The sequence below is a fragment of the Neobacillus cucumis genome (assembly GCF_023715505.1).
In genome coordinates this window covers 29410-53564 of the sequence record NZ_JAMBOH010000022.1, presented here as the reverse complement: position 1 = coordinate 53564, position 24155 = coordinate 29410, and the positions used below count along the sequence as shown (strand labels likewise).

At 40.6% G+C, this 24155-nt stretch carries 40 protein-coding genes; all 40 read right to left on the bottom strand.

The annotated features are described in order from the left end of the window. Nucleotides 1-68: 68 nt before the first annotated feature. Nucleotides 69-461: a 30S ribosomal protein S9 gene (gene rpsI / locus M3226_RS23415; RefSeq protein WP_098533175.1), complete on the bottom strand. Its 393-nt coding sequence runs from the start codon at nt 459-461 to the stop codon at nt 69-71. 22 nt (nt 462-483) lie between these two features. After that, the gene (gene rplM / locus M3226_RS23410) at nt 484-921 is read right to left on the bottom strand and encodes a 50S ribosomal protein L13 (protein ID WP_098533177.1); all 438 of its coding nucleotides are present in this window, start codon (nt 919-921) and stop codon (nt 484-486) included. 252 nt (nt 922-1173) lie between these two features. Beyond that, a complete protein-coding gene (truA, locus tag M3226_RS23405; RefSeq protein WP_251571061.1) occupies nt 1174-1914 on the bottom strand; it encodes a tRNA pseudouridine(38-40) synthase TruA in 741 nt (246 codons plus the stop codon). A 12-nt stretch (nt 1915-1926) separates the two neighbouring features. Further along, nucleotides 1927-2724 carry an energy-coupling factor transporter transmembrane component T family protein gene (locus M3226_RS23400; RefSeq protein WP_251571060.1) on the bottom strand — a complete coding sequence of 266 codons (798 nt, stop codon included), beginning with the start codon at nt 2722-2724 and terminating at the stop codon, nt 1927-1929. Further along, nucleotides 2721-3590, bottom strand: a complete 870-nt coding sequence (locus M3226_RS23395; protein ID WP_251571059.1) for an energy-coupling factor ABC transporter ATP-binding protein — start codon at nt 3588-3590, stop codon at nt 2721-2723. Before M3226_RS23395 ends, M3226_RS23400 begins: the two co-directional genes overlap by 4 nt. Further along, a complete protein-coding gene (locus tag M3226_RS23390) occupies nt 3566-4405 on the bottom strand; it encodes an energy-coupling factor ABC transporter ATP-binding protein (RefSeq protein WP_251571058.1) in 840 nt (279 codons plus the stop codon). The genes M3226_RS23395 and M3226_RS23390 overlap by 25 nt, the downstream gene beginning before the upstream one ends. Before the next feature lie 412 nt (nt 4406-4817). Continuing rightward, nucleotides 4818-5180, bottom strand: coding sequence for a 50S ribosomal protein L17 (rplQ, locus tag M3226_RS23385; RefSeq protein WP_098533186.1), 363 nt, complete (start codon nt 5178-5180; stop codon nt 4818-4820). Nucleotides 5181-5232: 52 nt separating this feature from the next. Then, nucleotides 5233-6177, bottom strand: a complete 945-nt coding sequence (locus M3226_RS23380) for a DNA-directed RNA polymerase subunit alpha (protein ID WP_098533188.1) — start codon at nt 6175-6177, stop codon at nt 5233-5235. Between the two features lie 174 nt (nt 6178-6351). After that, nucleotides 6352-6741: a 30S ribosomal protein S11 gene (gene rpsK / locus M3226_RS23375; protein WP_024027886.1), complete on the bottom strand. Its 390-nt coding sequence runs from the start codon at nt 6739-6741 to the stop codon at nt 6352-6354. Between the two features lie 22 nt (nt 6742-6763). Beyond that, nucleotides 6764-7129 carry a 30S ribosomal protein S13 gene (gene rpsM / locus M3226_RS23370; protein ID WP_098533190.1) on the bottom strand — a complete coding sequence of 122 codons (366 nt, stop codon included), beginning with the start codon at nt 7127-7129 and terminating at the stop codon, nt 6764-6766. A gap of 21 nt (nt 7130-7150) precedes the next feature. Beyond that, complete coding sequence (gene rpmJ / locus M3226_RS23365; protein ID WP_000868344.1) at nt 7151-7264, bottom strand: 50S ribosomal protein L36; 114 nt, start codon at nt 7262-7264, stop codon at nt 7151-7153. 42 nt (nt 7265-7306) lie between these two features. Then, nucleotides 7307-7525: a translation initiation factor IF-1 gene (gene infA / locus M3226_RS23360; protein ID WP_034676129.1), complete on the bottom strand. Its 219-nt coding sequence runs from the start codon at nt 7523-7525 to the stop codon at nt 7307-7309. Between the two features lie 277 nt (nt 7526-7802). Beyond that, nucleotides 7803-8453, bottom strand: a complete 651-nt coding sequence (locus M3226_RS23355; protein ID WP_251571057.1) for an adenylate kinase — start codon at nt 8451-8453, stop codon at nt 7803-7805. Between the two features lie 55 nt (nt 8454-8508). Next, complete coding sequence (gene secY, locus M3226_RS23350) at nt 8509-9804, bottom strand: preprotein translocase subunit SecY (protein WP_251571056.1); 1296 nt, start codon at nt 9802-9804, stop codon at nt 8509-8511. After that, a complete protein-coding gene (gene rplO, locus M3226_RS23345; protein ID WP_098533196.1) occupies nt 9804-10244 on the bottom strand; it encodes a 50S ribosomal protein L15 in 441 nt (146 codons plus the stop codon). The genes secY and rplO overlap by 1 nt, the downstream gene beginning before the upstream one ends. A gap of 32 nt (nt 10245-10276) precedes the next feature. Then, nucleotides 10277-10456 carry a 50S ribosomal protein L30 gene (rpmD, locus tag M3226_RS23340; protein ID WP_098533198.1) on the bottom strand — a complete coding sequence of 60 codons (180 nt, stop codon included), beginning with the start codon at nt 10454-10456 and terminating at the stop codon, nt 10277-10279. A gap of 13 nt (nt 10457-10469) precedes the next feature. Continuing rightward, the gene (rpsE, locus tag M3226_RS23335) at nt 10470-10970 is read right to left on the bottom strand and encodes a 30S ribosomal protein S5 (protein ID WP_251571055.1); all 501 of its coding nucleotides are present in this window, start codon (nt 10968-10970) and stop codon (nt 10470-10472) included. A gap of 24 nt (nt 10971-10994) precedes the next feature. Further along, entirely contained in the window at nt 10995-11357 is a 363-nt protein-coding gene (gene rplR / locus M3226_RS23330) for a 50S ribosomal protein L18 (protein ID WP_251571054.1), read from the bottom strand. A 32-nt stretch (nt 11358-11389) separates the two neighbouring features. Next, on the bottom strand, nt 11390-11926 hold the full coding sequence (gene rplF / locus M3226_RS23325; RefSeq protein ID WP_251571053.1) for a 50S ribosomal protein L6: 537 nt from the start codon (nt 11924-11926) through the stop codon (nt 11390-11392). 30 nt (nt 11927-11956) lie between these two features. After that, nucleotides 11957-12355 carry a 30S ribosomal protein S8 gene (rpsH, locus tag M3226_RS23320; RefSeq protein ID WP_098533206.1) on the bottom strand — a complete coding sequence of 133 codons (399 nt, stop codon included), beginning with the start codon at nt 12353-12355 and terminating at the stop codon, nt 11957-11959. A gap of 29 nt (nt 12356-12384) precedes the next feature. Then, nucleotides 12385-12570, bottom strand: coding sequence for a 30S ribosomal protein S14 (gene rpsN, locus M3226_RS23315; protein ID WP_007085277.1), 186 nt, complete (start codon nt 12568-12570; stop codon nt 12385-12387). A gap of 24 nt (nt 12571-12594) precedes the next feature. Further along, a complete protein-coding gene (rplE, locus tag M3226_RS23310; RefSeq protein WP_251571052.1) occupies nt 12595-13134 on the bottom strand; it encodes a 50S ribosomal protein L5 in 540 nt (179 codons plus the stop codon). 26 nt (nt 13135-13160) lie between these two features. Continuing rightward, on the bottom strand, nt 13161-13469 hold the full coding sequence (gene rplX / locus M3226_RS23305) for a 50S ribosomal protein L24 (RefSeq protein WP_144568245.1): 309 nt from the start codon (nt 13467-13469) through the stop codon (nt 13161-13163). 36 nt (nt 13470-13505) lie between these two features. Next, on the bottom strand, nt 13506-13874 hold the full coding sequence (rplN, locus tag M3226_RS23300; RefSeq protein ID WP_034676100.1) for a 50S ribosomal protein L14: 369 nt from the start codon (nt 13872-13874) through the stop codon (nt 13506-13508). A 41-nt stretch (nt 13875-13915) separates the two neighbouring features. Beyond that, nucleotides 13916-14179, bottom strand: coding sequence for a 30S ribosomal protein S17 (gene rpsQ, locus M3226_RS23295; protein ID WP_066094707.1), 264 nt, complete (start codon nt 14177-14179; stop codon nt 13916-13918). Nucleotides 14180-14202: 23 nt separating this feature from the next. Continuing rightward, nucleotides 14203-14403 (bottom strand): 50S ribosomal protein L29, encoded by a 201-nt coding sequence (rpmC, locus tag M3226_RS23290; protein ID WP_098533209.1) that lies wholly within the window; start codon nt 14401-14403, stop codon nt 14203-14205. Next, complete coding sequence (gene rplP / locus M3226_RS23285) at nt 14393-14827, bottom strand: 50S ribosomal protein L16 (protein ID WP_098533210.1); 435 nt, start codon at nt 14825-14827, stop codon at nt 14393-14395. The genes rpmC and rplP overlap by 11 nt, the downstream gene beginning before the upstream one ends. A 2-nt stretch (nt 14828-14829) precedes the next feature. Continuing rightward, the gene (gene rpsC, locus M3226_RS23280; RefSeq protein WP_251571051.1) at nt 14830-15486 is read right to left on the bottom strand and encodes a 30S ribosomal protein S3; all 657 of its coding nucleotides are present in this window, start codon (nt 15484-15486) and stop codon (nt 14830-14832) included. A 3-nt stretch (nt 15487-15489) separates the two neighbouring features. Continuing rightward, nucleotides 15490-15831 carry a 50S ribosomal protein L22 gene (gene rplV, locus M3226_RS23275; RefSeq protein WP_251571050.1) on the bottom strand — a complete coding sequence of 114 codons (342 nt, stop codon included), beginning with the start codon at nt 15829-15831 and terminating at the stop codon, nt 15490-15492. Nucleotides 15832-15848: 17 nt separating this feature from the next. Further along, on the bottom strand, nt 15849-16127 hold the full coding sequence (gene rpsS / locus M3226_RS23270) for a 30S ribosomal protein S19 (RefSeq protein ID WP_026565526.1): 279 nt from the start codon (nt 16125-16127) through the stop codon (nt 15849-15851). Nucleotides 16128-16187: 60 nt separating this feature from the next. After that, entirely contained in the window at nt 16188-17018 is an 831-nt protein-coding gene (rplB, locus tag M3226_RS23265; protein WP_251571049.1) for a 50S ribosomal protein L2, read from the bottom strand. Between the two features lie 29 nt (nt 17019-17047). Next, entirely contained in the window at nt 17048-17332 is a 285-nt protein-coding gene (gene rplW, locus M3226_RS23260; protein ID WP_098533217.1) for a 50S ribosomal protein L23, read from the bottom strand. Continuing rightward, a complete protein-coding gene (gene rplD / locus M3226_RS23255; RefSeq protein WP_144568244.1) occupies nt 17332-17955 on the bottom strand; it encodes a 50S ribosomal protein L4 in 624 nt (207 codons plus the stop codon). The genes rplW and rplD overlap by 1 nt, the downstream gene beginning before the upstream one ends. A gap of 30 nt (nt 17956-17985) precedes the next feature. Beyond that, nucleotides 17986-18612: a 50S ribosomal protein L3 gene (gene rplC / locus M3226_RS23250; protein ID WP_098533221.1), complete on the bottom strand. Its 627-nt coding sequence runs from the start codon at nt 18610-18612 to the stop codon at nt 17986-17988. A gap of 38 nt (nt 18613-18650) precedes the next feature. Then, nucleotides 18651-18959 carry a 30S ribosomal protein S10 gene (rpsJ, locus tag M3226_RS23245; protein ID WP_007085291.1) on the bottom strand — a complete coding sequence of 103 codons (309 nt, stop codon included), beginning with the start codon at nt 18957-18959 and terminating at the stop codon, nt 18651-18653. A gap of 389 nt (nt 18960-19348) precedes the next feature. Further along, a complete protein-coding gene (tuf, locus tag M3226_RS23240) occupies nt 19349-20536 on the bottom strand; it encodes an elongation factor Tu (RefSeq protein ID WP_251571048.1) in 1188 nt (395 codons plus the stop codon). A gap of 131 nt (nt 20537-20667) precedes the next feature. Next, nucleotides 20668-22749, bottom strand: coding sequence for an elongation factor G (fusA, locus tag M3226_RS23235; RefSeq protein ID WP_251571047.1), 2082 nt, complete (start codon nt 22747-22749; stop codon nt 20668-20670). A 48-nt stretch (nt 22750-22797) separates the two neighbouring features. Then, nucleotides 22798-23268, bottom strand: coding sequence for a 30S ribosomal protein S7 (gene rpsG, locus M3226_RS23230; RefSeq protein ID WP_101645932.1), 471 nt, complete (start codon nt 23266-23268; stop codon nt 22798-22800). Nucleotides 23269-23309: 41 nt separating this feature from the next. Next, nucleotides 23310-23732, bottom strand: a complete 423-nt coding sequence (rpsL, locus tag M3226_RS23225) for a 30S ribosomal protein S12 (RefSeq protein ID WP_026565517.1) — start codon at nt 23730-23732, stop codon at nt 23310-23312. Nucleotides 23733-23834: 102 nt separating this feature from the next. Continuing rightward, a complete protein-coding gene (locus tag M3226_RS23220; protein WP_251571046.1) occupies nt 23835-24083 on the bottom strand; it encodes a 50S ribosomal protein L7ae-like protein in 249 nt (82 codons plus the stop codon). Between the last annotated feature and the right edge of the window lie 72 nt (nt 24084-24155).

Genomic DNA, 24155 nt, shown 5'->3' with positions numbered 1-24155 from the left:
CTGGGGTTTTTATTTGTAAAAAAGACCCCCAACCAAAAGGTTGAGAGTCTTTGTATGTTCGCAAAAGATTAACGTTTTGAGAACTGAGGCGCACGACGAGCACCTTTAAGACCGTATTTCTTACGCTCTTTCATACGTGCATCACGAGTTAATAAACCTGCGCGCTTTAATGTTGGACGGAATTCTGGGTCAGCTTGAAGTAATGCACGAGCAATACCGTGGCGGATTGCGCCAGCTTGACCAGTGTATCCACCACCGCTTACGTTTACAAGAACATCATAGCTGCCAACTGTTTCAGTTGCAACTAGTGGTTGTCTTACAACAACACGTAATGCTTCAAATGGGATATAATCTTCAATTTCACGACCATTAACTACAATTTTACCTGTGCCTGGAACTAAGCGCACACGTGCGACAGAGCTCTTACGACGACCAGTACCGATATATTGAACTTGTGCCATAGTTTTTGTCCCTCCCTCTAAATTAACCGCGAAGTTCGTAAACTTCAGGTTTTTGTGCTTGATGTGGATGCTCACTGCCAGCATACACGTGTAATTTTTTGAACATTTGACGACCAAGAGAATTCTTTGGAAGCATGCCTTTAACAGCAAGCTCAATCATTTTCTCAGCGTAGTTTGTACGCATTTCAAGAGCCGTTCTAGTTTTTAAACCACCTGGGTGCATTGTGTGACGGTAGTAGATCTTGTCAGTTAATTTCTTACCGGTTAGTTCTACTTTAGAAGCGTTAAGAATGATTACATTATCACCAGTGTCAACATGTGGTGTAAAAGTTGGTTTGTTTTTACCGCGTAAAATTGAAGCTACTTCAGAAGCAAGACGACCAAGAGTTTTGCCTTCAGCATCAATCACATACCATTTACGCTCGATATTGTTGGCATTTGCCATAAACGTTGAACGCATGAGTTTCCCTCCTATTAAATCCATTAAAGATTATTATTTTCGCACTTTTAAAGCTATTAGCGTTCTATTCTGTTCCGGGAATAAACATCTAATGCCCTTGTGCAGTAATTTTTCAAATCATATATTTTCAATCACGATGAAGACTTTCCGGGGCTTTATCGTGGGATTAAAAACACGCACATCTAATATAATAAATACTACAGGTCTAAATGTCAAGAAAATGTTACACCAGGTCGGGTTGCTTTAGAAAATTTATTCATAGAATACTTTCCAGAGGTATAGACCCTGGGCTGGAGCAGTTTTTCCGGCAAAGCGGCGGTCCTTTTTAACCAAAATATCCGCCATTTCTTCCGGTCTCAGCTTTCCACTGCCCACTTCCAATAGCGTTCCTGTAAGAATACGCACCATATTATATAAAAATCCATTGCCCACAAAACGTAGAGTAAGGAAATTATCTTCTAGTAAAAAATCAATCGTCTCGATGGTGCGAATTTTATCCTTTACTTCCGTCTTTGCCGAACAAAAACTAGTAAAGTCATGGGTTCCAATGAAAAAGCAGCTAGCTTCCTTCATGGCCTCTATATTTAAATCATAAGGGAATAGAAAAGAGAAATTCCGTTGAAAAGGATCCCTCTTTTTCGAAAGCTGCAGGACATAGCGATATTCTTTTCCAATCACATCAAAACGGGCATGAAACAATGAATCTACTTTTATGACAGAAAGAACAGATATATCTTCCGGCAGCATCGAATTAAGAGCTAATTCCCATTTTTGCTCCGAAATCGGAAGTGGAGAATCAAAGTGTATAACCTGCCCTTTTGCATGGACGCCGGCATCTGTTCTTCCAGATGCAGAAACTTTAATATTTTCCCCTTTATGCATTTTGGCTAAGACAGCTTCCAAATCCGATTGAACGGTCCGTTTATTTGGTTGAACTTGGTAACCGGAAAATCCTGAACCATCATATGAAATAATCGACTTATACCTTTGCATTATTTCGCTCCATTATGACCGTAATAGAATTAGTAAAATAGTTAAAACAACTAATAAAAGGATTTGGAGCGTATCCACAGTCCTCCAGCTCAGCTGACGATATTTTGTCCTTCCTTCACCGCCGCGGTAACCGCGTGCCTCCATGGCGATTGCAAGCTCCTCGGCCCGTTTAAAGGCGCTGACAAACAAAGGAATTAAAAGTGGAATGACCGACTTAATTCGCTCCTTTAGGGGTCCGCTGTCAAACTCCACTCCACGGGCCATTTGCGCTTTCATAATCTTGTCTGTTTCCTGCATCAGCGTTGGGATAAACCGTAAGGAAATAGACATCATTAGCGCCATTTCATGTACTGGAAACCGGACCTTTTTTAAAGGATTTAAAAGTGTTTCCATCCCATCGGTGATTTCTATTGGACTAGTCGTTAGAGTTAGTAAGGAAGTCATGAGGATTAAGAAAAAAAATCTTAGCGAAATAAAGATCCCCTGTCTTACTCCTTCTTCATATATCTCCAATGGACCAAATTTAAATAGGAGGTCACCCTGCTTCGTGAAAAATAACTGGAGAACTAATGTAAATAAAACAAGCCATATGACAGGTTTGAGTCCACCGTATAAAAAGCGAACCGGAATCTTCGACATACCAAGCATATAAAAAGTATAAATACCAATAAGTGCATAAGTCATCCAGTTATTAGCAAAAAAGATAATACAGACAAATAAAAAGATAATTAATAGTTTTGATCGAGGATCCATTTTGTGGACGGTCGAATCAGCAGGTACATAACGGCCAAAAATCATTTTTTCCATCATGAGCGAACACCTCTGCTTAATACCTCGGTTATTTTAGACGATAACTCGTCAATTGTAAGATAGATTTTATCTAGTTTTATGCCTGTTTGTTTTTCTAATTTGAGCTGAAACCGGACTACTTCTGGAACATCAAGTCCCATTTGCATTAATTCAACCGGCGAAGAGAAGATTTCCTCAGGTGTTCCCTTTTTAGCGACTTTGCCTTGCTGCATGATGACGATCTGGTCGGCATACCTTGCTGCATCTTCCATACTATGAGTAACTAGTATAGTGGATAACTGTCTCTCTTGATGAAGTGCATAAAACATATCCATGATTTCTTTCCGGCCTCTCGGATCTAACCCCGCTGTAGGCTCGTCTAGGACAATCACATCAGGTTCCATCGCTAATACACCAGCAATTGCTACACGCCGCATTTGTCCCCCTGAAAGGTCAAATGGGGATTTTTCTAGGATGTCCTCCCCAAGACCCACTTGTTTTAATGCAAGCCGCGCCCGCTCTTTTGCCTCTGTTTCAGATACACCAAAATTCATAGGCCCAAAAATAATATCCTTTTCAACTGTTTCTTCAAATAGCTGATGCTCTGGAAATTGAAAGACGATACCGACCTTTTGTCGGACCGATTTTAAATGTTTATTTTTCTGCCCTGATTTAATTTCATGATCACCGATTCTTACAGTCCCCTTCGAAGGCTGCAGCAATGCATTTAAGTGCTGCAGGACAGTTGATTTTCCCGAACCCGTATGGCCGATAACCGCCATATACGTGCCAGCTGGGATATCAATTGAAACATCTTCAATGGCCAGCCGCTCAAAAGGGGTGTTGGCCTGGTACCGGTATTCTACATTCTGAAGCGAGATGTCCATAACTCTGTCACCAACTCTTCTTCCGATAAATAATGCTTTGATAGTGTAATCCCATTTTGACGAAAAGCTTTGCTCATTTTTACAGAGAAGGGAATGTCCAAACCCAATTGAACCAATTGATCATCCATGGCAAAAATTTCTTCCGGAGTACCCTCACGATATACTTCTCCCTGATTCATAACAATAATCCGATCAGCCTTGGCTGCCTCCTCAAGGTCATGAGTAATGGAAATTACCGTAAGAGACTTCTCTTGTTTGAGACGACGTACGGTCTCCAATACCTCCTCACGCCCCCTTGGGTCTAGCATAGAAGTGGCTTCATCGAGGATAATAATGGACGGTCTTAATGCCAATACTCCAGCAATCGCTACACGCTGCTTCTGTCCCCCTGAAAGATGGTGGGGCTCTTGATATAGAAACTGATCCATTTTCACTCTTTTTAATGAATCCTCAACACGCTGCACCATTTCTTCTCGGGGTACCCCATTATTTTCTAAACCAAAAGCCACATCATCTTGTACAGTTGTCCCAACAAATTGGTTGTCAGGATTTTGAAAGACCATACCGACCTTCTTTCGAACATCCCATATCGTCTCTTCATTCAACATTACGTTAGAGATGGTGATTTCACCTTCTTGGGGAAACTGAAGACCGTTTAATAATTTCGCCATCGTTGACTTACCAGAACCATTATGTCCAACGATCGCAAGCCATTCCCCTTCATAGATATCAAAGCTTACATTTTTCAAGGCATACCGTTCCTGTGTATCATACTGAAAGGATACTCCTTTAAGAGAAACAATTGACTTTTTCATCTCGTTTTTCTCCCTAGCTAGACTATACTCCGCTCTTCGTTGCAAAAAAAATTGAACTTTCTATATAACAAAAAAAGCCTGCACCTCGTCCCTAAGCAGCACGTATTCAACTGCAGAAAAAGGGATTTCTAAAAGAAATGGGAGGAGGTGCATGAGCTAGACGAGACGTATTTCAATCAACGCATTCAAGTGAATGCGATATATTAAAAGAATCAAGAAATCAGGCAAATCAACATAATGAATATCCGATATCAACTTGGACTCTTAAGATCTCTCCATGATAATGGAGTTACGCTCATCATAACACTCGTTTGGCTTGTGTCGGACAATTATAAAAATTCCACACAGAAAAAGGGCAAAGAACAAGTTTGATTGTAAACTGTCCAGCGCCCTTGTTGTCTGTTAAAGTGTATTAAACTAACTCGATAATAACCATTGGCGCACCGTCACCGCGGCGAGGTCCAAGTTTCATAATACGAGTGTATCCACCTTGACGCTCTTGGTAACGTGGAGCGATATCAGCGAAAAGTTTTTGAACAGCATCTTGACCATTTTCAGCATTAGCAACTTCATTACGAACGTAAGAAGCAGCTTGACGGCGAGCATGTAGATCTCCGCGCTTACCAAGTGTGATCATTTTTTCAACAGTCGAACGAATTTCCTTCGCACGAGTTTCTGTTGTTTCGATGCGCTCGTTGATAATTAAATCTGTAGTTAAATCACGTAGCATAGCTTTACGCTGTGCACTTGTGCGTCCTAACTTTCTGTATGCCATGAAGGGTTCCCTCCTTTGTTGAAGTCATAAAGCGGATATAAGCAACGCTTGACTAGTCGTCTTTACGTAAGCCTAATCCAAGCTCTTCTAGTTTTGCCTTCACTTCTTCGAGTGATTTGCGGCCTAAGTTACGAACTTTCATCATATCTTCTTCAGTCTTATTTGCTAATTCCTGAACAGTATTGATTCCAGCACGCTTTAAGCAGTTATAAGAACGAACAGAAAGATCTAGTTCTTCAATTGTCATTTCAAGAACTTTTTCTTTTTGATCTTCTTCTTTTTCAATCATAATTTCAGCATTTTGAGCTTCGTCGGTTAAACCTACGAATATATTCAAATGCTCGGTCAAAATTTTCGAACCAAGAGCAATCGCTTCTTTTGGCCCAGTGCTTCCATCTGTCCAAACATCAAGTGTTAGCTTATCATAGTTTGATAATTGACCTACACGAGTATTTTCAACCTGATAGGATACACGAGAAATTGGCGTAAAGATAGAATCAATAGGAATAACACCAATCGGTTGATCTTCTCTTTTGTTCTGTTCAGCCGGTGTATATCCACGTCCGCGTTTAGCCGTTAAACGCATGCGAAGATGTCCATTTGCAGCTAATGTAGCAATATGAAGGTCAGGATTTAAAATCTCAACATCACTGTCATGGGTAATATTGCCAGCCTTGACAGGTCCTTCACCCTGTACATCAAATTCAAGTGTTTTCTCTTCGTCAGAGTAGATTTTTAAAGCTAATTTTTTAATGTTTAGTATGATGGATGTTACATCCTCTACGACGCCTTCAATTGTTGAGAACTCATGAAGTACCCCATCGATTTGAATCGATGTAACAGCGGCACCTGGGAGTGAAGATAATAGGATACGACGTAAGGAGTTACCCAAAGTGGTACCATATCCACGCTCAAGTGGCTCTACGACGAACTTCCCGTACTTGGCATCATCGTTGATCTCAATCGTTTCGATTTTTGGTTTTTCTATTTCGATCATCAAATAACCCTCCTTCAAAACGTCGAAACTTCATTAGGTATTCCTAGACTGAAATTCCCCCATGTATACGTTCCCGTTTTGTGCACAACAACTGGAATAAATCTTCTGTATTAGTGCAAATAATTAATATCATATCCCATTATAGACACATGATAAGAATCTTATACAGAAAAATTAAACACGACGACGTTTTGGTGGGCGGCATCCATTATGAGGAACAGGTGTAACGTCTTTAATAGCAGTTACTTCAAGACCAGCAGCTTGAAGAGCACGGATAGCAGCTTCACGGCCTGCACCAGGTCCTTTTACAGTAACTTCAAGAGTTTTCATACCATGTTCAATGGAAGTCTTAGCTGCAGTTTCTGCTGCCATTTGAGCTGCGAATGGAGTAGATTTACGAGAACCTCTAAATCCAAGCGCACCTGCACTTGACCAAGAAATTGCATTACCATGAACATCAGTGATAGTTACAATCGTATTGTTAAATGTTGAACGAATATGAGCGATACCAGATTCAATATTCTTTTTAACACGACGTTTACGTGTATTAGTTTTACGTGCCATTTAAATTAACCTCCTTTGCCGATTACTTCTTCTTATTCGCAACAGTCTTACGAGGACCTTTGCGAGTACGAGCGTTGTTTTTCGTATTTTGTCCACGAACCGGTAAACCACGACGATGACGTAATCCGCGGTAGCAGCCGATTTCCATTAAACGCTTAATGTTAAGAGAAATTTCACGGCGAAGATCACCCTCGACTTTTAATTTGTCGATGATGTCACGGATTTTATTTAATTCATCTTCTGTTAAATCACGTACACGAGTATTTTCAGAAACACCAGCTTCAGCCAATACTTTTTGTGCAGTAGCTTTACCAATACCATAAATGTAAGTCAAAGAGATAACTACACGTTTTTCACGTGGAATATCTACACCAGCAATACGTGCCATAATGAGCGCACCTCCTTAAAATTAACCTTGTTTTTGTTTATGTTTAGGGTTTTCACAGATAACCATAACTTTTCCGCGTCTACGGATAACTTTGCACTTTTCGCAGATCGGTTTGACAGATGGTCTTACTTTCATTATCCTAACCTCCTTAATAGTACGGAGTGCAAGCAAGCATTTTTATTTGAAGCGGTAAGTAATTCTTCCGCGTGTTAAGTCATATGGAGAAAGCTCAACTGTTACTTTATCACCAGGAAGAATTCGAATAAAATGCATACGAATTTTACCGGAAACATGAGCCAGCACTGTATGACCATTTTCTAATTCTACCTTAAACATCGCATTCGGCAAAGTTTCAAGTACTTTACCTTCAATTTCAATAACATCGTCTTTGGCCATCGTCTCGTCTCCCTTCTTCATCAAAAATTGTGTTCGAAAATGTATTGCAAACCTATCAATCGCGCAACAATAGCAACCTTATAATATTACCATATTGTTCGTCTTCTGTCCGCAAATATTTTTCTACATATGCAAGAATAAGTAATTCCTCATGTAAGTCTTGCCCAACTCTCGGTTCTACATACTCAATACTATAGAAAAGCTATTTTCTAGCACATACTTTTGAAGCTATTGGAAGAGTTATCGAGAGTCGCTCGCACGGTTATACCATTGACCATTAACGTAGATCTCCAAGTAATTGTTGAATATCAGCAAATACTTTTCGTATATCTTGTTGGCCATCAATCGTACGAAGATAGCCTTTTGTTTCATAAAAAGTTAGTAATGGCTCTTGTTGTTTGATATTAACATCTAAACGGTTCTGAACAGTTTCAGCATTATCATCTGCTCTTTGGTACAGTTCTCCGCCACATTTGTCGCAGACACCCTCTTTTGCAGGAGGATTAAAGATTAGATGATAGGTTGAACCACATTCTTTACAAATCCGACGTCCTGTCAAACGATCCATTAAGATACTTTTATCAACATTGATATTTAAACAATAATCGATCTTTTTATTTAAATCAGTTAGTAGGTTTTCCAAAGCATCAGCTTGAGGTACAGTTCTAGGAAATCCATCTAAAAGGAAACCTTTTTGACAATCTTCCTTGCTAAGTCTTTCACGAACGATACCGATCGTTACCTCATCTGGAACAAGTTCGCCTTTATCCATGAAAGATTTTGCTTGTAAGCCTAGGTCTGTTCCTTCTTTCATCGCTGCACGGAACATATCTCCAGTCGAGATATGAGGGATGCCGTATTCCTCGACGATTCTTTCAGCCTGTGTGCCTTTACCGGCACCTGGAAGCCCCATTAATACTATGTTCACACGTATTCCCCCTCGTGCTTTAAGTGGGTTTCAGGGGCCAAAGGGTCCCTAAAACCTATTTTATAAAGCCTTTATAATGACGTTTAACAAGCTGTGCCTCAAGCTGTTTATACGTATCGAGGGCAACACCGACAACGATTAACAGACTTGTTCCACCAATTTGAGCCGATTGCGGTAAATTCGCTAATTTTATAAAAATAGTTGGAAGAATCGCAATAATGGTTAAGAATAGGGCACCAACAAAGGTTAAACGGTATAAGACGCGAGTTAAGTATTCCTGTGTACTCTTTCCTGGCCGAATACCAGGAATATAGCCGCTCTGCTTTTGTAAGTTTTCCGCTGCTTGTTCAGGGTTAACTTGGATAAAAGCATAGAAATAAGTGAACGCGATAATTAATATTGCATATAGCGTCATCCCAATAGGATGAGTATAATCAAGGTTTTTTGTAATCCAGAGCGTTACATCATTTGTTGGAAAAAATGAAGCAATCGTTCTTGGAGTTACAATAAATGAAACCGCAAAGATAACTGGGATAACACCCGCAGCATTCACCTTTAACGGCATATGTGTGGACTGTCCGCCAACAGGATTACGTCCTGTAACCATACGTTTTGCATATTGAATTGGTATTTTACGATTGGCTTGTTGGATAAAAATAACACCAAAAACGATAGCGATAATCGCAATAACGATTAGAACAACCGTCACAATACGTAAGAATAATGCTTCACCGGCATTCTCAAACTGTTGAACATAAATTTGATTAACAGTGGATGGGATCCCAGCAGCAATCCCCGCAAAGATGATAATGGAAATTCCATTTCCAACACCCTTTTCAGTGATTTGCTCACCAAGCCACATTAAAAATGATGTACCAGCGGTTAATGTAACAGCAATTAATAAATACGTACCGATACCTGGATTCTCAATCAATTGTCCGCTGGCTAGGTTATTAAAACCGTAGGACATACCTAATGCTTGGATAAATCCAAGCACAACAGTAAAGTATCTGGTAATCTGAGCAATCTTACGACGGCCAGATTCACCTTGCTTGGACCATTCCGTGAATTTTGGAACTACATCCATTTGTAAAAGCTGAATGATAATCGAAGCAGTGATATACGGCATAATACCCATTGCAAAGATGGAGAATTGTTTTAATGCTCCACCTCCGAAGGTATTAAGAATACCGAAAACACTTAGTTTATCTTGATTAGCAAGAACATCAGCATTTACGTTCGGTACTGGAATAAAAGTACCTAGTCGAAAAACGACTAACATTAAAAGGGTGAATACTATTTTACGTCTTATCTCACCCACGCGCATAAAATTGGAGATTGTCTGGAACATTAGATCACCTCAGTAGTTCCACCAGCAGCTTCGATAGCTTCCTTAGCAGCAGAGGAGAATTTGTGAGCTTTAACAGTCAACTTTTTCTCTACGTTCCCTTTAGCAAGTATTTTGATCCCTGCTTTTTCATTACTTACAACACCTGTTTCGATAAGAAGTTCTGGAGTAACTTCTGTACCTTCTTCAAAGCGATTTAAAGCATCAAGATTGACAACAGCGTATTCTTTGCGGCTGATATTGGTAAAACCACGTTTTGGTAAACGACGGAATAAAGGTGTTTGACCACCCTCGAAACCTAAGCGTACACCGCCGCCAGAACGAGCGTTTTGACCTTTATGACCTTTACCTGCTGTTTTACCTTGTCCAGAACCGATACCACGGCCTAAACGCTTGCGCTCTTGACGAGAACCTTCTGCAGGTTTTAATTCATGAAGTTTCATATTGGCACCTCCTTATGAAAGAAAACAATTAATTATTGTTCTTTAACTGTTACAAGGTGAGCAACTTTATTGATCATACCGCGAATAGCAGCGTTATCTTGATGCTCAACTGTTTGATTTAATTTACGCAAACCTAGCGCTTTAACTGTTTCACGTTGGTCCTCAGGGCGACCAATTACGCTTCGGTTAAGGGTAATTAAAAGTTTCGCCATTTGATTTCCCCCCTTATCCTAACAGTTCTTCTACTGATTTACCGCGTAATTTCGCTACGTCTTCAGCACGTTTTAATTGTTTTAAACCATCAATTGTTGCGCGAACCATGTTAATCGGAGTGTTTGTTCCAAGTGATTTAGAAAGGATGTCAGCAACACCGCCTAATTCTAGGACAGCACGAACTGGTCCCCCAGCGATAACTCCAGTACCTTCAGAAGCAGGTTTTAATAGAATTTCGCCAGCTCCAAAACGTCCAATTACTTGGTGAGGAATTGTAGTTCCAACCATTGGTATTTCGACTAAGTTTTTCTTCGCATCTTCGATGGCTTTGCGGATTGCATCTGGTACTTCTTGTGCTTTACCAGTGCCAAAACCTACATGACCGTTTTTATCCCCAACTACTACAAGAGCAGAGAAACGGAAACGACGTCCACCTTTAACAACTTTCGCAACACGGTTAACTGTTACTACGCGTTCTTCTAGTTCAAGTTTGTTTGGATCAATACGACGCATCTTTTTATGTCCCTCCTTTGTCTATTAAAATTGTAAGCCGTTTTCACGGGCAGCATCAGCTAATGCTTGCACACGTCCGTGATATAGGTATCCCCCACGGTCAAAGACAACAGCAGTGATACCTTTTTCAACCGCACGTTTAGCGACTAATTCTCCGACCTTTTGTGCAGCTTCAACATTACTAGTAGATTCAAGACCGAAATCTTTTTCTATTGTAGAAGCACTTGCTAAAGTGACTCCATTCATGTCATCGATTAATTGAGCATAAATGTGCTTATTTGAACGGTACACATTTAGACGTGGACGAGCAGAAGTACCGCTAAGTTTCGCACGAACACGAGCGTGTCTTTTCTTGCGATTAGCGTTCTTATCTTGCTTCGTAATCATTTACGTCACTCCTTTCGTTTACTTATGCGGCATTACTTACCGGTTTTACCCTCTTTACGACGGACAAATTCGCCTTCGTAACGGATTCCTTTGCCTTTATATGGCTCTGGAGGACGAACTTTACGGATATTGGCTGCTAATGCACCAACACGTTCTTTGTCAGTACCTTTAATAACGATTTTTGTATTAGCAGGTACTTCGATTTCAAGGCCAGCTTCAGGTTCAATTTCAACCGGATGTGAGTAACCAACGTTTAATACAAGTTTGTTACCTTGCTTTTGGGCACGGTAACCAACCCCGATTAATTCTAAGCCTCTTGTGAAGCCAGTGGAAACACCTTCAACCATATTAGCGATCACAGCGCGAGTTGTACCATGTAATGCGCGGTGTTCTTTCACGTCAGAAGGACGAGTAATTGTTACAGTGTTTTCTTCTACGTTAATTGCAATATCAGGATTAAAAGTACGAGTAAGTTCGCCTTTAGGTCCTTTAACTGTTACAGTATTGTTGTTTAAAGTAACCGTAACTCCTGCTGGAATTTCGATTGGTTTTTTTCCTACGCGAGACATTTAGTGCACCTCCATTCATTCAAAAACTGATTACCAAACGTAAGCTAAAACTTCGCCGCCAATTTGTTTTGCACGAGCTTCTTTATCTGTAACAACACCAGTAGATGTTGAAACTAATGCGATACCAAGACCGTTAAGTACGCGTGGTACTTCATTTGATTTAGCGTAAACACGAAGTCCAGGCTTGCTTATGCGCTTAAGACCAGTAATTACACGTTCGTTATTTGCACCGTATTTTAAGAAGATACGGATGATACCTTGTTTATTGTCTTCGATAAACTCAACATCACGTACGAAACCTTCGCGCTTTAAAATTTCAGCAATTTCTTTCTTTAAATTAGAAGCAGGCACTTCTAACTTTTCGTGACGTACCATGTTCGCATTACGAATGCGAGTAAGCATATCAGCAATAGGATCTGTCATGACCATTATTTTTACCTCCTTCCCAACTTCTAGTTTTACCAGCTAGCTTTCTTTACACCAGGAATTTGTCCTTTGTATGCTAATTCACGGAAACAAATACGGCAAAGCTTAAATTTACGGTATACAGAGTGTGGACGTCCGCAACGTTCGCAGCGAGTGTACTCTTGTACTTTGAATTTAGGCGTGCGTTGTTGTTTCGCAATCATTGACTTTTTAGCCACGTTTTCGCCTCCCTTATTTAACGATTACTTTTGGAATGGCATTCCAAATTGAGTTAAAAGTTCACGAGATTCTTCATCAGTGTTTGCAGTCGTTACGATAACGATATCCATACCACGAACTTTGCTTACTTTATCGTAATCAATTTCAGGGAAGATTAATTGTTCTTTAATACCTAAAGTGTAGTTACCGCGACCATCAAAAGCTTTCTTAGAAATACCACGGAAGTCACGTACACGAGGTAAAGAAACGGATACTAATTTATCCAAGAATTCGTACATGCGCTCACCGCGAAGTGTAACCTTTGCACCGATTGGCATACCTTCACGAAGACGGAAACCAGCGATAGATTTTTTCGCACGAGTTACAACAGGTTTTTGGCCAGTAATAGTTGCTAGCTCTTCAACAGCATTGTCTAATGCTTTAGCATTTGCAACTGCGTCACCTACACCCATGTTGATCACGATTTTCTCAAGTTTTGGTACTTCCATAACTGATTTATAGTTGAACTTGCTCATTAGAGCAGGTGTTACTTCTTTAACAAATTTTTCTTTTAGGCGGTTCATTCATTGTACCTCCCTTCTTTTTTAAACTATTTATCTAATACTTCACCGGATTTTGCTACGCGTACTTTTTTGCCATCAACCGTAGTGTAACCTACACGAGTAGGGTTACCTGTTTTAGGATCGATAGGCATAACATTTGATACATGGATTGGAGCCTCAAAGCTGACAATTCCGCCTTGTGGATTCACTTGAGAAGGCTTAGAGTGTTTCTTAACGATGTTTACACCTTCGACAAGAACACGGCTTTCTTTAGGATAAGCAGCAAGAATTACTCCTGTTTTGCCTTTATCCTTACCAGAGATCACTCTGACCTTATCACCTTTTTTAACATGCATCCGTAAGCACCTCCTTAAAGGCAATTTGGATTTAAATTATAGTACTTCTGGAGCTAAAGATACAATTTTCATAAAGTTGTTGTCGCGAAGTTCGCGGGCAACTGGTCCGAAGATACGAGTTCCACGAGGGCTTTTATCATCTTTAATAATGACACATGCGTTTTCATCAAAACGAATGTAAGAACCATCAGGACGACGCGCACCGCTCTTTGTACGAACAATAACCGCCTTAACAACGTCACCTTTTTTAACAACGCCACCAGGTGTTGCTTGTTTTACTGTACAAACGATCACATCACCAATACCAGCAGTTTTGCGACCAGAACCACCAAGGACTTTAATCGTAAGTACTTCACGAGCACCAGAGTTGTCAGCAACTTTTAAACGTGATTCTTGTTGAATCATGTGTGTAACCTCCCTTCGGAAATGTTGCGTTATCCGAACAATTAAATAATAACTGCTTTTTCTACGATTTCAACTAAACGGAAACGTTTAGTAGCTGAAAGTGGGCGAGTTTCCATGATGCGTACAACATCGCCAATTTTTGCTTCGTTTTGCTCATCATGAGCCTTAAACTTTTTAGAGTATTTCACGCGTTTACCGTATAAAGGATGCTTTTTATGTGTTTCTACTAGAACAGTAACGGTTTTATCCATTTTGTCAGAAACAACGCGTCCAGTGTAAACTTTGCGCTGGTTACGTTCACTCATTGTGTGAACCTCCTCTCGGATAATTACTTGTTAACGCTGATTTCTCTTTCACGAACAACTGTTTTCATGCGAGCAATCGATTTGCGTACTTCACGAATACGAGCTGTGTTTTCAAGTTGTCCTGTCGCCAATTGAAAGCGAAGGTTAAAAAGCTCTTCTTTTAAAGATTTAACTTTTTGTTCAATTTCAGCAGTGGTAAGTTCACGTAGTTCATTAGCTTTCACTTGATTCACCACCAATTTCTTCACGTTTTACAAACTTACATTTTACAGGAAGTTTGTGCATTGCAAGACGAAGTGCTTCACGAGCGATTTCTTCAGAAACACCAGCGATTTCGAACATGATTTTTCCAGGCTTAACAACAGCTACCCAGCCTTCAGGTGCCCCTTTACCGGAACCCATCCGCACTTCAAGTGGCTTAGCAGTGTAAGGCTTGTGAGGGAAAATTTTAATCCAAACTTTACCGCCACGTTTCATGTAACGAGTCATTGCAATACGAGCAGCTTCAATTTGACGGTTTGTGATCCATGAAGCTTCTAAAGCTTGCAGGCCGTATTCACCGAAAGTTACTTCAGTGCCGCCTTTAGCTTGACCACGCATCTTTCCACGGTGTTGACGGCGATATTTTACGCGTTTTGGCAATAACATAATTATTTGCCTCCTTCCGCATTTTTCTTCTTAGTAGGAAGGACTTCTCCCTTATAGATCCATACTTTAACGCCTAGCTTACCATAAGTAGTATCAGCTTCAGCTGTAGCATAGTCGATATCTGCACGAAGTGTATGAAGGGGAACGGTTCCTTCGCTATAGTGTTCAGAACGAGCGATATCAGCTCCACCTAAACGACCAGATACCATTGTTTTAATACCTTTTGCACCTGCACGCATTGCACGTTGAATAGCTTGTTTTTGTGCACGACGGAAGGATACACGGTTTTCTAATTGACGAGCAATATTTTCTGCAACTAGTTTAGCATCAAGGTCAGCTCTCTTGATTTCAAGAATGTTGATATGAACGCGTTTGCCAGTTAATTGATTTAATGCTTTACGAAGTGCTTCAACTTCAGTACCGCCTTTACCGATAACCATACCAGGTTTCGCAGTATGAACTGTTACATTCACACGGTTAGCAGCACGTTCGATTTCTACTTTAGAAACAGAAGCATCTTTTAAACGCTTCGTGATATACTCACGAACTTTAAGGTCTTCGTGTAAAAGATCAGCGAAGTCTTTACCTGCGTACCACTTAGATTCCCAATCACGGATGATTCCGATACGCAAACCGACTGGATTTACTTTTTGACCCACAGCTTATCCCTCCTTCTTTTCTGTTAAAACGATTGTAATATGGCTTGTGCGCTTGTTAATTTGGCTTGCACGGCCCATAGCACGAGGACGGAAACGTTTTAAAGTCGGTCCTTCGTCGACGAATGCTTGTGCAACAACTAGATTGTTAATGTCCATTTCATAGTTGTGCTCAGCGTTTGCCATAGCAGATTTTAATACTTTCTCTACGATTGGAGAAGCAGCCTTAGGAGTGAGATTTAAAATCGCCACCGCTTCACCAACTTGCTTACCTCGGATTAGATCAACGACTAAACGTGCTTTACGAGGAGCAATACGAACTGTTCTTGCAACAGCTTTAGCTTGCATTTGGATGCCCTCCTCTCTTAACGTCTTGTTTTCTTGTCATCATTACCATGGCCTTTGTAAGCACGAGTTGGAGCGAATTCTCCAAGCTTGTGTCCTACCATGTCTTCAGTAACATATACAGGCACATGTTTGCGACCATCATAAACAGCGATAGTGTGGCCGATAAATTGTGGGAAGATCGTAGAACGGCGAGACCAAGTTTTAATAACTTGCTTACTCTCGGTTTCATTTAACTTTTCGACCTTAACCATTAAATGATCATCAACAAACGGTCCTTTTTTCAAGCTGCGACCCATGAAGGAACCTCCCTTCGTGACTGTTCTACGGTTCTTCTATGAACCGTAGCTCTAGTCCCGTTATTTTTTACGACGACGTACGATAAACTTATCTGATTTGTTTTTCTTCTTACGAGTTTTGAATCCAAGAGTTGGTTTACCCCATGGAGACATAGGTGACTTACGTCCGATTGGTGAACGTCCTTCACCACCACCGTGTGGGTGATCGTTAGGGTTCATTACAGATCCACGTACTGTTGGGCGCTTGCCTAACCAGCGTGAACGTCCTGCTTTACCAATGTTAATAAGTTCGTGCTGCTCGTTACCTACTTGACCGATAGAAGCACGGCACTCAGCAAGAATCATACGAGTTTCACCAGAAGTTAAACGTACAAGTACGTATTTACCTTCTTTACCAAGTACTTGTGCGCTTGTTCCAGCAGAACGAACTAACTGGCCGCCTTTACCTGGTTTTAATTCGATGTTGTGCACAACAGTACCAACAGGAATGTTAGCTAATGGAAGGGCGTTACCTACTTTAATATCAGCCTCAGGGCCAGACATAATTTCCATGCCAACTTCTAAGTTTTTAGGAGCTAAGATATAACGCTTTTCTCCATCAACATAATTAATTAATGCGATATTCGCAGAACGATTTGGATCGTACTCAATTGTAGCAACGCGTCCTGGAATGCCATCTTTGTTACGTTTAAAATCAATTAAACGATATTGACGCTTATGGCCGCCACCTTGATGACGAACAGTTAACTTACCTTGGTTATTACGGCCGCCTTTGCTCTTTAATGGAGCTAATAGAGACTTTTCTGGAGTGCTAGTTGTGATTTCAGCGAAATCAGAAACTGTCATTCCGCGACGACCATTGGAGGTAGGTTTGTACTTTTTAATCGCCATTTTATTTCCCTCCTCTTCTTGATAGCTTCTTATGCTTCAAAGATTTCGATTTCTTTGCTATCAGCAGTTAATTTCACAATAGCTTTACGACGCTTGTTTGTGTAACCGCCGAATTTACCCATACGCTTGAACTTACCTTTATAGTTCATGATGTTTACTTTATCAACATCTACGCCAAAGATTTCTTCAATAGCATCTTTAACTTGTGTTTTGTTAGCTCTAACATCAACTTCAAACGTATATTTTTTTTCAGACATTAGGTCAGTAGACCGCTCAGTGATAACGGGGCGCTTAATGATATCGCGTGCATCCATTATGCAAGCACCTCCTCTACTTTTTCAACAGCTGCTTTAGTCATGATCAATTTATCATGATTAACAACGTCTAATACGTTAATTCCATCAGCTGTCACAACTGTTACACCAGGGATGTTACGTGCAGACAATGCTACATTCTCATCTAGGTCAGCAGTAACGATAAGTGCTTTCTTCTCAACAGAAAGGCCACCTAATACTGATTTGAATTCTTTAGTTTTTGGTGCATCGAAAGTTAATGTTTCAAGTACCAAGATATTTTCTTCCAACACCTTAGATGAAAGTGCAGATTTGATCGCTAAGCGACGTACTTTTTTCGGTAATTTATAGCTATAGCTGCGTGGTGTAGGACCAAATACTGTACCACCTCCGCGCCATTGTGGTGAACGGATTGACCCTTGACGAGCACGGCCAGTTCCTTTTTGTCTCCATGGCTTACGGCCACCGCCTGCTACTTCTGAACGAACTTTAGTTTTATGAGTTCCTTGACGTAAAGAAGCTCTTTGCATAACAATCGCTTCAAATAATACGCTTTGGTTAGGCTCAATACCAAAAACCGCTTCATTAAGTTCGATATCACCAACTTGTGAACCGTTTTGGTTTAATAATGCTACTTTAGGCATTCCTTTGTTCCTCCTTTCTTACAAAGTGACTTATGCTTTAACCGCACCTTTGATTTTTAATAATGCTTTTTTTGCACCTGGTACGTTACCTTTGATTAAAAGTAAGTTGCGTTCTGTATCAACCTTAACGATTTCAAGGTTTTGAACTGTAACTTGATCTCCACCCATACGGCCAGGTAATAATTTACCTTTGAATACACGGTTTGGAGCAACAGGTCCCATTGAACCAGGACGACGATGATAACGTGAACCGTGAGCCATTGGGCCGCGTGATTGTCCGTGGCGTTTGATAACACCTTGGAAACCTTTACCCTTTGAGATTCCTGTTACATCTACGATATCTCCTGCAGCGAAAATATCAACTTTGACTTCCTGACCAACTTCAAGTGCTGCTAAGTCATCTCCGCGGAATTCGCGAATGAAGCGCTTAGGAGCAGTATTTGCTTTCGCAACATGTCCTTTTTCAGGCTTGTTAGCTAACTTCTCACGCTTATCTTCAAAACCTACTTGAACAGCAACATATCCATCGCTATCAACTGATTTTTTTTGAAGTACAACGTTTGGAGCTACCTCAACAACAGTTACAGGAATTAAGTTCCCGTTTTCTGCAAATACTTGAGTCATACCAATTTTTCTTCCTAAGATTCCTTTGGTCATGTAAGTCACACCTCCTAATTTTATAATAGTTTATTTGATTAAAGTTTAATTTCGATATCAACACCAGATGGTAAATCTAAACGCATTAACGCATCAACTGTTTGTGGAGTTGGGTTAACGATGTCGATTAGACGCTTATGTGTCCGCATTTCAAATTGTTCACGAGAATCTTTGTACTTATGAACCGCACGAAGAATTGTGTAAACAGACTTTTCAGTTGGAAGTGGGATCGGACCCGAAACTGCTGCACCTGAACGTTTTGCTGTTTCAACGATTTTTTCCGCTGATTGATCAAGGATTCTGTGATCATATGCTTTAAGACGGATACGTATTTTTTGTTTTGCCATTATTTTCCCTCCTTTATTCGCCTATTTTAAAAATAGACATTCTCAGTGAAAATTTCCCACACACTCGCCATGGCAAAGCGGCCGGGTGTGTCAGCAACCTTTCACATCATCGCAGTCAAAGACCAACATTGTCTATTATACATAAAACATAAAGCAAACGCAACAATTATTATGTTTTTTTCTTTATGTTTCTGTTTTGAACACTTTTCCTATTATAGCGGCTGTTTACACGTTTTTCAACTATTAATAGCAATCTCCAAAAATTCCTAGTTATTAAGTGAACGTTATAATATTTTGAATAAATATTATAATAGAAGAAACACGGTTATCCACTTTACTTGACATTAAAAAAGCAGATGGATCGTCATCCATCTGCTTTTATAAAGTTATTACTCTTGAATTGTTGTGATTGAACCTGAACCTACTGTACGTCCGCCTTCACGAATAGAGAACTTTGTTCCTTCTTCGATTGCAACTGGAGCAATAAGTTCAACAGTCATTTCGATATGGTCGCCAGGCATTACCATTTCAGTACCTTCTGGTAGGTTACAGATACCAGTAATATCAGAAGTACGGAAATAGAATTGTGGACGATAGTTTGTGAAGAATGGAGTATGACGTCCACCTTCTTCTTTAGATAATACGTAAACTTGTGCTTTGAACTTTGTGTGTGGAGTGATTGATTTTGGCTTAGCCAAAACTTGTCCACGCTCGATTTCTTCACGCGCTACACCACGAAGAAGGGCACCAATGTTGTCACCAGCTTCAGCGAAATCAAGAAGTTTACGGAACATTTCTACACCTGTTACAGTAGTAGATTTTGGCTCTTCAGTGAAACCAACGATTTCAACCACGTCACCAACTTTAACTACACCACGCTCAACACGGCCTGTAGCAACAGTTCCACGACCAGTGATTGAGAATACATCCTCAACTGGCATCATGAAAGGCTTATCAGTGTCACGAGTTGGAGTTGGGATGAACTCATCAACTGCGTTCATTAATTCGATAACTTTTTCTTCCCATGCAGCTTCGCCTTCTAATGCTTTAAGAGCAGAACCTTTGATAACCGGAGTGTCATCGCCAGGAAAATCATATTCAGTTAATAGGTCACGAATTTCCATTTCTACTAACTCAAGAAGTTCTTCGTCGTCAACCATGTCACATTTGTTCATAAATACAACAAGGTAAGGTACGCCTACCTGACGAGAAAGAAGGATGTGCTCACGTGTTTGCGGCATAGGACCATCAGTAGCAGATACTACAAGGATACCGCCGTCCATTTGAGCTGCACCAGTGATCATGTTTTTTACATAGTCAGCGTGTCCTGGGCAGTCAACGTGTGCATAGTGACGGTTATCAGTTTCATACTCAACGTGTGCAGTTGAGATTGTGATACCACGCTCTTTTTCTTCTGGTGCACCATCAATTTGATCGTATGCACGAGCTTCAGCTTTACCTTGCTTTGCAAGAACAGAAGTGATTGCAGCAGTTAAAGTAGTTTTACCGTGGTCAACGTGTCCGATTGTACCAATGTTAACGTGTGGCTTAGAACGGTCGAATTTAGCTTTTGCCATTTGGAAAATCCTCCTTTGGATTATAAAAGTTATAAGTATATTAGGTAGAAACTGCGAATATAGTTATATCCATATGTCACAGTCTCTATTCTTACATAAGTAGTTATACTTTAAACAAAGGTGAAAATCAATTATTCACCTTTATTTTTTTTGATTATTTCTTCAGAAACAGATTTTGGAACTTCTTCGTAGTGATCGAAGTGCATAGAGAATACTCCACGACCTTGAGTGCTTGAACGAAGTGCAGTTGCATAACCAAACATTTCTGAAAGTGGAACCATCGCACGAACAACTTGAGCATTACCACGAGCTTCCATACCTTCTACGCGGCCGCGACGTGCAGTGATTTGTCCCATGATATCCCCTAAATATTCTTCAGGTATTACAACTTCAACCCTCATCATAGGTTCAAGGATAACAGGGCTACACTTAGAAGCAGCATTTTTAAGTGCCATTGACGCAGCAATCTTAAACGCCATCTCAGATGAGTCAACATCATGATATGAACCGTCAAATAGACGTGCCTTTATATCGACTAACGGGAATCCGGCAAGAACACCACGATTAAGTGCATCTTCTAAACCAGCTTGAACAGCAGGGATGTATTCACGAGGAACAACACCACCAACGATACCGTTTTCGAATTCAAATCCTTTACCTTCTTCATTAGGTGAGAATTCAATCCAAACGTGACCATACTGACCACGACCACCAGATTGACGCGCGAATTTACCTTCCACTTGTGCAGAGGCACGGAAAGTTTCGCGGTAAGCAACCTGAGGAGCGCCTACGTTAGCTTCAACTTTAAATTCACGACGCATACGGTCAACGATGATATCTAGGTGAAGTTCACCCATACCAGCGATGATTACTTGTCCAGTTTCCTGGTCAGTGTGTGCGCGGAATGTTGGATCTTCTTCTTGTAGTTTTTGTAGAGCTGTAGTCATTTTGTCCTGGTCAGCTTTTGACTTTGGTTCAACTGAAAGTTGAATTACAGGCTCTGGAAATTGCATTGACTCAAGGATAACAGGGTTTTTGTCATCACATAGAGTATCACCAGTAGTTGTATCTTTCAAACCTACAGCAGCAGCGATGTCACCAGCATAAACCTTAGAGATTTCTTGACGGCTGTTTGCGTGCATTTGCAGGATACGTCCGATACGCTCACGCTTACCTTTAGTTGAGTTCTGAACGTAAGATCCAGATTCTAAAGTACCAGAGTAAACACGGAAGAACGTTAATTTACCAACATAAGGGTCAGTCATAACTTTAAAAGCAAGAGCTGAGAATGGCTCTTCATCGCTTGAATGACGTTCAACCACATCGTCTTCATCATCAATAGCATGTCCTTTGATTGCAGGAACATCTAATGGAGATGGTAGGTAGTCAATAACGGCATCTAGCATTAACTGAACACCTTTATTTTTGAATGCTGATCCACAAATTACTGGGTAGAATTCAACGTTAACAGTACCTTTTCGAATAGCAGATTTAAGCTCTTCTTTAGAGATTTCTTCTCCACCAAGGTATTTTTCCATTAACTCTTCATCTAACTCTGCAACTGCTTCTACTAATTTCTCATGGTACTCTTCTGCTTGAGCACGGTATTCCTCAGGGATTTCGCGTACTTCAATGTCTGTACCTAAGTCATTGCTGTAAAATACTGCATTCATTTCAACAAGGTCAATAATAGCTTCGAATTGGTCTTCTGCACCAATTGGAAGTTGAATTGGGTGTGCGTTCGCTTGAAGACGGTCATGAATGGTTCCTACAGAATATAAGAAGTCCGCTCCGATTTTATCCATCTTGTTAACGAAAACAACACGTGGTACACCGTAAGTTGTTGCTTGACGCCAAACTGTTTCAGTTTGTGGTTCAACACCAGACTGTGCATCAAGAACGGCAACCGCACCATCAAGTACACGTAGGGAACGTTCAACTTCTACTGTGAAGTCTACGTGTCCTGGAGTGTCAATGATGTTAACACGGTGGCCTTTCCATTGTGCTGTTGTTGCTGCGGAAGTGATTGTGATTCCGCGTTCTTGTTCCTGCTCCATCCAGTCCATCTGAGAAGCACCTTCATGTGTTTCGCCGATCTTATGAATACGGCCAGTGTAATAAAGGACACGCTCAGTGGTAGTCGTTTTACCGGCATCGATGTGAGCCATGATACCGATATTACGAGTATTTGCTAAGGAGAACTCTCTTGCCATTGGGTCTTTCTCCTTCCTAGTATGAAAGTTTTTATATTGAAGGTTAAATTACCAACGATAGTGAGCAAACGCTTTGTTTGCTTCTGCCATTTTATGCGTATCTTCACGCTTCTTAACAGATGCACCAGTGTTGTTAGCTGCATCCATGATTTCGTTTGCTAAACGCTCTTCCATTGTCTTTTCACCGCGAAGACGCGCATAGTTCACTAACCAACGAAGACCTAAAGTTGTACGGCGATCAGGGCGCACCTCAACTGGTACTTGGTAGTTCGCACCACCTACACGACGAGCTCTAACTTCAAGTACAGGCATGATGTTTTTCATAGCTGCATCAAAAGTTTCCATTGGCTCTTTGCCAGTACGTTCGCGAATTGTGTCAAACGCAGAATAAAGAATTTCTTGAGATTTACCTCTTTTACCATCGATCATCATTTTATTGATTAGACGAGTAACTAATTTTGAATTGTATAGTGGATCAGGTAACACGTCTCTTTTTGCTACAGGACCTTTACGTGGCATTTTGTTTCCTCCTTTCAAAGAAGCTTCTATTTTAGTGTGATTTATTTCTTAGCTGCTTTTGGTCTCTTAGTACCATATTTAGAACGTCCTTGCATACGGTTGTTTACACCAGCAGTATCAAGTGCTCCACGTACGATGTGATAACGTACCCCCGGTAAGTCCTTTACACGTCCTCCACGAATAAGAACAACACTGTGCTCTTGAAGGTTATGGCCGATACCAGGAATGTATGCAGTCACCTCGATACCATTTGTCAAACGTACACGAGCATATTTACGTAACGCTGAGTTTGGTTTCTTTGGAGTCATTGTACCAACACGAGTACATACTCCGCGTTTTTGTGGTGAAGATACATTTGTTTGTGATTTCTTGAAGCTGTTGTAACCTTTGTTAAGCGCAGGTGATTTTGACTTTTCCTCTTTTGATTGACGAGGCTTGCGCACTAATTGGTTAATAGTAGGCATGAATTTTTCCTCCCTTCGTTATTTGTAAGCCCACACATCCAGGTGGTTCATTTTTTTGCAAAAACAAAGTCTTTGCAGATCCTCTATCTACAAAAACAGTTTTTAACGGATAATAGCAACAGTTGCAGCACCAACTTCTATTCCACATGCTTTTCCAAGTTTTTTCATCGAATCGACATAGTGGAGAGGGACTTCCATCAAGTTTGCTTCTTCAACGACTTTTGTCGTTAATCTATGCTCAGCGTCGCTTGCAACGAGAATCTCTTGAACAGTTCCTTCTTTTAGTGCTTTCACTGCTTGTTTTGTTCCTATAACAATCTTGCGTGCTTGTAATACTTTTTCATAAGACATAACTACATCCTCCAAAGTATCTGGAATAGAAGCACCTTTGATATAATATCATCTTACCAAAAAGATGTCAAC

Coding starts and splice junctions, on each gene's coding strand:
- rpsI (WP_098533175.1), bottom strand. CDS start 461: ATGGCACAAGTTCAATATATCGGTACTGGTCGTCGTAAGAGCTCTGTC.
- M3226_RS23390 (WP_251571058.1), bottom strand. CDS start 4,405: ATGAAAAAGTCAATTGTTTCTCTTAAAGGAGTATCCTTTCAGTATGAT.
- rpmD (WP_098533198.1), bottom strand. CDS start 10,456: ATGGCGAAACTTTTAATTACCCTTAACCGAAGCGTAATTGGTCGCCCT.
- rplN (WP_034676100.1), bottom strand. CDS start 13,874: ATGATTCAACAAGAATCACGTTTAAAAGTTGCTGACAACTCTGGTGCT.
- rplQ (WP_098533186.1), bottom strand. CDS start 5,180: ATGGCATACAGAAAGTTAGGACGCACAAGTGCACAGCGTAAAGCTATG.
- rplC (WP_098533221.1), bottom strand. CDS start 18,612: ATGACCAAAGGAATCTTAGGAAGAAAAATTGGTATGACTCAAGTATTT.
- rplX (WP_144568245.1), bottom strand. CDS start 13,469: ATGCATGTTAAAAAAGGTGATAAGGTCAGAGTGATCTCTGGTAAGGAT.
- M3226_RS23400 (WP_251571060.1), bottom strand. CDS start 2,724: ATGATGGAAAAAATGATTTTTGGCCGTTATGTACCTGCTGATTCGACC.
- rpsE (WP_251571055.1), bottom strand. CDS start 10,970: ATGCGTCGTATTGATCCAAACAAACTTGAACTAGAAGAACGCGTAGTA.
- rpsL (WP_026565517.1), bottom strand. CDS start 23,732: ATGCCTACTATTAACCAATTAGTGCGCAAGCCTCGTCAATCAAAAGAG.
- rplB (WP_251571049.1), bottom strand. CDS start 17,018: ATGGCGATTAAAAAGTACAAACCTACCTCCAATGGTCGTCGCGGAATG.
- rpsS (WP_026565526.1), bottom strand. CDS start 16,127: ATGGGTCGCAGCTTGAAAAAAGGACCGTTTGTTGATGATCATTTAATG.
- rplV (WP_251571050.1), bottom strand. CDS start 15,831: ATGCAAGCTAAAGCTGTTGCAAGAACAGTTCGTATTGCTCCTCGTAAA.
- rpmJ (WP_000868344.1), bottom strand. CDS start 7,264: ATGAAAGTAAGACCATCTGTCAAACCGATCTGCGAAAAGTGCAAAGTT.
- infA (WP_034676129.1), bottom strand. CDS start 7,525: ATGGCCAAAGACGATGTTATTGAAATTGAAGGTAAAGTACTTGAAACT.
- M3226_RS23395 (WP_251571059.1), bottom strand. CDS start 3,590: ATGGACATCTCGCTTCAGAATGTAGAATACCGGTACCAGGCCAACACC.
- rplR (WP_251571054.1), bottom strand. CDS start 11,357: ATGATTACGAAGCAAGATAAGAACGCTAATCGCAAGAAAAGACACGCT.
- rplO (WP_098533196.1), bottom strand. CDS start 10,244: ATGAAACTTCATGAATTAAAACCTGCAGAAGGTTCTCGTCAAGAGCGC.
- truA (WP_251571061.1), bottom strand. CDS start 1,914: ATGCAAAGGTATAAGTCGATTATTTCATATGATGGTTCAGGATTTTCC.
- rpsJ (WP_007085291.1), bottom strand. CDS start 18,959: ATGGCAAAACAAAAAATACGTATCCGTCTTAAAGCATATGATCACAGA.
- rpsK (WP_024027886.1), bottom strand. CDS start 6,741: ATGGCACGTAAAACTAATACACGTAAACGTCGTGTTAAAAAGAATATT.
- rplE (WP_251571052.1), bottom strand. CDS start 13,134: ATGAACCGCCTAAAAGAAAAATTTGTTAAAGAAGTAACACCTGCTCTA.
- M3226_RS23220 (WP_251571046.1), bottom strand. CDS start 24,083: ATGTCTTATGAAAAAGTATTACAAGCACGCAAGATTGTTATAGGAACA.
- rpsG (WP_101645932.1), bottom strand. CDS start 23,268: ATGCCACGTAAAGGTCCTGTAGCAAAAAGAGACGTGTTACCTGATCCA.
- rplD (WP_144568244.1), bottom strand. CDS start 17,955: ATGCCTAAAGTAGCATTATTAAACCAAAACGGTTCACAAGTTGGTGAT.
- tuf (WP_251571048.1), bottom strand. CDS start 20,536: ATGGCAAAAGCTAAATTCGACCGTTCTAAGCCACACGTTAACATTGGT.
- rplF (WP_251571053.1), bottom strand. CDS start 11,926: ATGTCTCGCGTAGGAAAAAAACCAATCGAAATTCCAGCAGGAGTTACG.
- rplW (WP_098533217.1), bottom strand. CDS start 17,332: ATGGATGCACGCGATATCATTAAGCGCCCCGTTATCACTGAGCGGTCT.
- rpsM (WP_098533190.1), bottom strand. CDS start 7,129: ATGGCACGTATTGCTGGTGTAGATATTCCACGTGAAAAACGTGTAGTT.
- M3226_RS23380 (WP_098533188.1), bottom strand. CDS start 6,177: ATGATCGAAATAGAAAAACCAAAAATCGAAACGATTGAGATCAACGAT.
- fusA (WP_251571047.1), bottom strand. CDS start 22,749: ATGGCAAGAGAGTTCTCCTTAGCAAATACTCGTAATATCGGTATCATG.
- rplP (WP_098533210.1), bottom strand. CDS start 14,827: ATGTTATTGCCAAAACGCGTAAAATATCGCCGTCAACACCGTGGAAAG.
- rpsQ (WP_066094707.1), bottom strand. CDS start 14,179: ATGAGTGAACGTAACCAGCGCAAAGTTTACACTGGACGCGTTGTTTCT.
- rplM (WP_098533177.1), bottom strand. CDS start 921: ATGCGTTCAACGTTTATGGCAAATGCCAACAATATCGAGCGTAAATGG.
- secY (WP_251571056.1), bottom strand. CDS start 9,804: ATGTTCCAGACAATCTCCAATTTTATGCGCGTGGGTGAGATAAGACGT.
- rpsH (WP_098533206.1), bottom strand. CDS start 12,355: ATGGTCATGACAGATCCTATTGCTGATATGCTTACTCGCATTCGTAAT.